Annotated in this window: 5 protein-coding genes; 3 read left to right on the top strand and 2 right to left on the bottom strand. The window is 45.6% G+C overall.

All coding sequences use genetic code 11. The features are described 5' to 3' along the window. The 3 genes from radA to Q0218_RS05615 form a co-directional block, all read left to right on the top strand. On the top strand, nt 1-1114 hold a 1114-nt coding region (radA, locus tag Q0218_RS05625), incomplete at its 5' end, for a DNA repair protein RadA (RefSeq protein WP_297967292.1). Between the two features lie 46 nt (nt 1115-1160). Then, a complete protein-coding gene (locus Q0218_RS05620; RefSeq protein ID WP_297967289.1) occupies nt 1161-1415 on the top strand; it encodes a hypothetical protein in 255 nt (84 codons plus the stop codon). A gap of 353 nt (nt 1416-1768) precedes the next feature. Continuing rightward, entirely contained in the window at nt 1769-2719 is a 951-nt protein-coding gene (locus Q0218_RS05615; protein ID WP_297967287.1) for an acyltransferase, read from the top strand. Between the two features lie 749 nt (nt 2720-3468). Here Q0218_RS05615 and Q0218_RS05610 read toward each other — a convergent pair. Continuing rightward, on the bottom strand, nt 3469-4812 hold the full coding sequence (locus Q0218_RS05610; RefSeq protein WP_297967285.1) for a mannose-1-phosphate guanylyltransferase/mannose-6-phosphate isomerase: 1344 nt from the start codon (nt 4810-4812) through the stop codon (nt 3469-3471). Between the two features lie 2 nt (nt 4813-4814). Continuing rightward, on the bottom strand, nt 4815-6215 hold the full coding sequence (locus Q0218_RS05605; RefSeq protein ID WP_297967283.1) for a phosphomannomutase/phosphoglucomutase: 1401 nt from the start codon (nt 6213-6215) through the stop codon (nt 4815-4817). Nucleotides 6216-6259 lie beyond the last annotated feature (44 nt).

The following is a 6259-nucleotide window of genomic DNA, read 5'->3' as shown; positions in this document are numbered from 1 at the left end:
CGAACTAGACCTAGTCCTTAGCGGAGGCGTCGTAGAGGGCTCGCTGGTGCTAATCGGCGGAAGCCCCGGCATCGGCAAAAGTACCTTGCTGCTAAAAATCGCATCAAATTTCGCAGCCCAGGGCAAAAAAACGCTGTACGTCAGCGGCGAAGAGAGCGCGAGCCAGATCAAAATGCGAGCCCAGCGCCTTGACGCGGTTAAAGACGGGCTGTTTTTACTCACAGAAATTTTACTCGAAAACATCCTCGCCGAAGTGCGCAAAAACGAGTATAAAATCCTCGTCATCGACTCGATTCAGACGCTATACAGCGAAAAAATCGCCTCCGCGCCGGGCTCGGTGTCGCAGGTGCGCGAGATCACCTTCGAGCTCATGCGACTAGCCAAAAACGAAAATATCTGCGTCTTTATCATCGGCCATATCACCAAAGACGGCTCGATCGCAGGGCCGCGTATCTTGGAGCACATGGTGGACGTGGTGCTGTATTTTGAGGGAGACTCTAGCCGCGAGCTGCGTATGCTGCGAGGTTTTAAAAACCGATTCGGCTCGACTAGCGAGGTAGGGATTTTCGAGATGAGCGAAAACGGGCTAATCAGTGCCAACGATGTCGCGGGCAAATTTTTCACGCGAGGCAAGGCTACTAGCGGCTCGGCGATCACTATCACGATGGAGGGCTCGCGCGCGCTTAGCGTCGAGATACAGGCGCTCGTGTGCGAGAGCGCGTATCCTAAGCGCAGCTCCACGGGCTTTGACAAAAACCGCCTAGATATGCTACTGGCGCTGCTTGAGCGCAAGCTAGAGATCCCGCTGGGCCACTACGATGTTTTCATCAACGTGAGCGGCGGCGTCAAGATCGGCGAAACGGCGGCCGATCTAGCCGTAGTCGCGGCGATCATTTCCAGCTTTAAAAACCGTCCGATCAGCAAAGAGAGCGTATTTATGGGCGAGCTTAGCCTAAACGGCGAGATTCGCGAGATATTTAACCTCGATCAGCGCCTAAAAGAGGCCAAAACGCAGAAATTTAAAAACGCGATCGTGCCCTCTAAGCCGCTTGACGCGCAGGGGCTAAAATGCTTCGTCGCAGGCGACATCACGCAGGTTTTGGAGTGGATGTAAATTTTGGCTGCAAAAACCCGCGCCGCAAAAACGCAAAAGGAAAAATATGGAAAATCTAAAATGGAAGCTCTCAAAAACGCTAAAAACGGCGATGAGACAAAGAGATATCGATACTTTTACGCTAGCTAAAATCGCCGAGGAGACCTACGCAAAGGCTCATGCGGACGGCGTTTTAGACGTGAGGCAAGAAGTTTTTAAGGTTATCGACGAATACGCGAGCGAGGTAAATTTAGAAATCTTAGACCTCGTTTGTAAAATTTTAGGCGTTGGCGTTAAATTCGGCGACGGTGGAGATTTTTAAATTTGCCGCAACTTTAAATTTGCTTCAAAATTTAAATCAGATACAAAAGCCCAAAACGCTTAAATTTACGGTAAAATCAAAACCCAAATAAACGCAAAAGCGCAGGCTCGGCGTTTAAATTTTATGCATACTCGGCAAAAATGCGGATACGGGCGGTAAATTTTACGTAACTAGCCGGCTAAAAAGACGACGATCGCCTTTGCGCAATAAAGCTCGGCAAAAGCGTCATTTTTAGCAGTTTGCAATGGCCGTAGCCAAAAAAACGAAAGCGGCGAAATTTGAGAAAAATCGCGCCGCAAAATCCGGCTAGGCGCAGCAGAAAAATGCCGTAAAAAGCAAAAATTAGGAACAAAATGTTTGGTTATATTAGGCTTATTTTAGCGTATTTCGTACTGCTCTCGCACGTAGGCGTCGGGCTAGCTGGCAAAAATATCGGCGTCTTTGCAGTCGTGATTTTTTATATCCTAGCAGGACTCGTCACATCAAAGGTTTTTATCAAAATCGCGCCGCAAAACGCGCAAATAAGCTACTTTATAAAAGATAGATTTCTGCGCGTTTATCCCGCGTTTTTCTTTGCGTTTGCGCTGACGGTGCTATTTTTTTGCGCGACGTCGTATCTACAGCCGAATTTTAGCGCAAAAAATTTGCTCCTAAATGCGCTTATCACGCCTCTAAATTACTTTTTTTGGCTTGATGTTTCCGTCATAGACGCGCCCGTGGGACTAAATTTCATCATACCGCCGGCTTGGTCGCTAGGGGCCGAGCTTCAGGCCTACGCCCTGCTCGTGCTAGCGATCAAATTTAGACGGCTGGGCTGCGCGCTAGCTACCGGTTCGCTAGGCGTTTATGCAGCGGCAAATTTGGGCTTTATAAATGCCGATATCTACGGATATAGGCTTGTTTGCGGCGTATTTTTTATGTTTTACACGGGATTTTTGATCTATCAAAAAGAGTTTGGCAAGCTCGCCGTTTTTTACGCGGCGGTAGCTGCGCTGGCAGGCTATCTTTTTTACTCGCACGAATTTAGCGCCTTTGGCGTAGAGACGGCGACCGGCTATCTAGTCGGAGCTGCTGTCGTACTAGCGCATGAGAGATTTAAATTTAAGCTTAAATTTAACGATATCGCAGGCTCGCTTTCATACGCGATTTTTATCAGTCATTTTCTTTTTATTTGGCTAAGCGAGTTTTGGCTGGGAGGCGTAAATTTAGCCTTCGTGACGAGCGGTTCGGTTGCGTTTGGACTGATTAATTTCTATCTAATCGAACGAAAAATAAACAAAATAAGATTTAAAAAACGAGTTTAAATTTCCAAAATTAGACCAAATTTTAAGTTGTCGCAGATTCAAGAGTTTGCGGGTTTTGTTTGCTTTTACAGACGCGCTTTTTACCTAGCCTAAATTTAGGGCTATTTGGCTTAATATGTCGCAAGCCGTGAATACGCCAAAAAGCTACTTGAGCAGCGGCGCATCTTAGACGCCGATTTGCAGTTGCCGGAGCCAAATAAAAATCACATTTTAGGCGGTTATTTTAAGTCTTTTAAATTTTACGGACATTTATGCTCGGGCCTAAATTTAAGGCAATGGCGCCTTATTTAAATGTGTCCAATAGGCTATTAAAGTTTATTTTTATGTGCCTCGGTTCTAAGGCAAATTTTACGTAAAATCTAGCAAACGGCGATTTAGCCTGCCCTAATACAAAGCTTCTAAACGAGCTCAATCTAAAATATTGACACCAGCGTAGGCCGCCCAAAGCGGTTAAGCGCGCAGATGCGTCGCGTTTGCCGTATAGCGCAAATTGGAGCGAAATTTTATTAGCAGCCGCAGATAAAGGCTCGCCCGCCGACGCAAAAAATCGGCGGATAGCCCCTAAAATTTACTTTAAAAACAGTAATTTTACATAAAATCCGTGTCGACAAATATTTTTCCAAATCCTTTGCCAGCCGTCAAATTTAAAACGACAAATAAAGATAAAATGCCAAAATCGTTCCAAATATCGGCAAATTTACGCGAGGCAAAAGCGTCTACGTATCTAGTCGGTTTAAAATCCGCGCAATTTACATTCTATCGTAGTCGTCGCTGATGCGTACGATATCATCCTCGCCCAGATACTCGCCCGTTTGTACTTCGATGATGATGAGATCGGTGTTTGCGGTATTTTCTAGGCGGTGGATCTGCTCTTTTTTTATATAGATGGACTCGTTTTGCCTTAGCGGCGTCTGGCTATCATCTATCGTCACCAGCGCCTCGCCCTCGACGACGACCCAGTGTTCGTTTCTTTTAAAATGCTTTTGCAAACTCAGTCTTTTGCCGGGTTTAACCACTATCTTTTTCATCTTGTAGCCGCTACCCTCGCCTAGCACCTCGTAGCTGCCCCACGGACGATACACGCTCGTGTGCGCTTCGCAAATTTCAGGAAATGAATTTGAAAAGTGCTTATAAACCTCTTTTACCTTTTGCGAACTGCCTTTTTTAGCGATCAAAAGCGCGTCTTTGGTATCGACTACGAGCAAATTTTGTACATCTACAAGTGCGGTCGGTTTTTTAGTTAGGATGAAATTTTCGCTTGAGTCGATTTGAAGCGATTCGCCGATATTTTTTATCTTTTTACTCAGCTCGTCAAAGCTACCCATATCGCTCCAGCCCGCATCGAGTGGCACCATTTTGATATTTAGGCTTTTTTGCATTAGCGCATAGTCGATGCTGATGTCCTCGATCTTATCCATAAAATTCGGACTTATTTTTAGCAAATTCGGTTCGTTTGCCGAGCCCTCTATCGCTGCCGTAACGTCTTTTACGATACTTGGCGCGTATTTTTTCATCTCGCTTAAAAACACGCCCGCCTTAAAGCAAAACATACCGCTATTAAAATAATATCCGCCCTCTTTTATAAATTTGGTCGCGGTTTCAAGATTGGGCTTTTCGATAAACCGCTCCACGTCGCCGTTTTTATCGGCCTTGATGTAGCCGTAGCCGGTATTTGGCTCGCAAGGCTTTATGCCAAACGTCGCTAAAAAGCCCTGACTTGCGTAGCTTTGCGCGATCAAAAGCGCTTTTTTATACTCCGCTTCGTTCTCGATTAGATGGTCGCTCGGAGTAACGAGCAAAATCTCGTCCTCATCGCAGCAAAGCGCGGCAAAAGTAATCGCCGCGGCAGTGTTTTTACCGAAAGGCTCGAGGATAAATTTATCTATTTTTTTACTTCCGCACTCATCAAGCGCCAAAAAATAGTGCGCCTCGTTGCAAACGATGATCGTTTTTTGCGCGTGCATGTTGCGTCTAAGCGTAAGGTCAAAGAGTGATTTGCCGTTAAAAAGCCTGATAAATTGCTTTGGCATCAGGGTACGAGATAGCGGCCAAAGTCTCGTACCGGAACCTCCGCAAAGTATAACGTTTGTCATTTTTACGCCTTTTGCTTTAAATTTTCGACCAAATTTAAAAATGTTTCTTGTAATTTTACAAGCAAATTTTGATCCTTGGTCTCAAATCTCGTAACGATAACCGGCGTCGTATTTGATGCTCGCACTAGCGCCCAGCTGCCGTCCTCAAATCTCACTCTAACGCCGTCTATGTCGATGATCTCGGCTATCTTACCTAAGCCTGCTAGCAAATTTTGCGCGTCGCCCTTCTCGTAAATTTCTACCAAAACCTCTTTTAGCTTTGCAACCAGCTTAAATTTTTGCGCATCGGTCGTTTTTATTTTTATCTCGTCGGTGCTAAAGACCTTTGGCAGTTTATCAAGCTCGCCGTCTAGGTTAAAGCCTTTTGCCACGAGCTCTAGCGCGCGAAACATCGCGTACGTCGCGTCGTCAAAGCCAAAATATCGCTCCTTAAAGAAAATATGCCCGCTCACCTCGGCCGCCATATCGATATTTAGCTCCTTCATCGCCTTTTTGATGTTGCTGTGACCGGTCTTGCCCATGAAGCTCTTGCCGCCGTGCGCGTCGATCTCGTCGTACATATTTTGCGAGCATTTGACCTCGCCGAGCACCCTGGGATTTTTCATCGCAAGACTATATAGATATGCTAGTTCGTCGCCTTTTATGTTGCGTTTTTTGGTTAGAACCGCGATGCGGTCGCCGTCGCCGTCAAAACCAAATCCTATATCAAATTCACCCTTGAGCGCGGCCTTTAGGTCGCTTAAATTTTTCTCCTCGCTAGGATCTGGGTGATGATTTGGGAAGTTACCGTCGGGTTCGTGGTATAAAATTTTAGCGTCCAAATTTAACACCTCGCAAATTTCTGGCAAAACCGCACCAACCGCGCCGTTCGCGCAGTCGATGACGATTTTAAGCGGTAAGGCTTTTAAATGCGCAAACTGCTCTATAAGAAAATTTTTATAAGGCGTCGCAATGTCGAATTTCTCGGCTCTTAGATCGTTCGGGATTTGCGTTTTTGCAGCGATGTCGTCTAGTACGGCGATTTTTAACTTTTGCAAATCCTCGCCGAAGTAACTATCCTTAAAAATCGTGATTTTAAAGCCATTGTACTCTTTTGGATTATGAGAGCCGGTTATCATTATGTTTGCGTCAAATTTATCCGTAAACACGCTAAAATACCCGACCGGCGTCGGTAGCAAGCCGATACCATAAACCTTGATCCCGGCCAAATTTAGCCCGCTAACCAGCCAACCGAATATCTCGCCCGCGCTTAGCCTAGCATCATACCCTACGCTAACGTTTTTTGCGCCCCTGCGTAGCATTTCTCGGCCCAAATTTAACCCGATCGCCTTGACGCTAGTTTCGTTTAAATCTTGTCCGAAAATCCCGCGTATGTCGTATTCTCTAAAAATTTCTTCTATCAAAATTTTACCTTTTTAAATTTATTTTGTTTTAAGACGCTCGTATT

This window comes from uncultured Campylobacter sp. (assembly GCF_938039245.1).
In the GTDB taxonomy this organism is placed as follows: domain Bacteria; phylum Campylobacterota; class Campylobacteria; order Campylobacterales; family Campylobacteraceae; genus Campylobacter_A.
Note: the sequence above shows the minus strand (reverse complement) of the source record. Positions and strands in the feature narration are given on the sequence as shown.

Coding starts and splice junctions, on each gene's coding strand:
- Q0218_RS05620 (WP_297967289.1), top strand. CDS start 1,161: ATGGAAAATCTAAAATGGAAGCTCTCAAAAACGCTAAAAACGGCGATG.
- Q0218_RS05615 (WP_297967287.1), top strand. CDS start 1,769: ATGTTTGGTTATATTAGGCTTATTTTAGCGTATTTCGTACTGCTCTCG.
- Q0218_RS05610 (WP_297967285.1), bottom strand. CDS start 4,812: ATGACAAACGTTATACTTTGCGGAGGTTCCGGTACGAGACTTTGGCCG.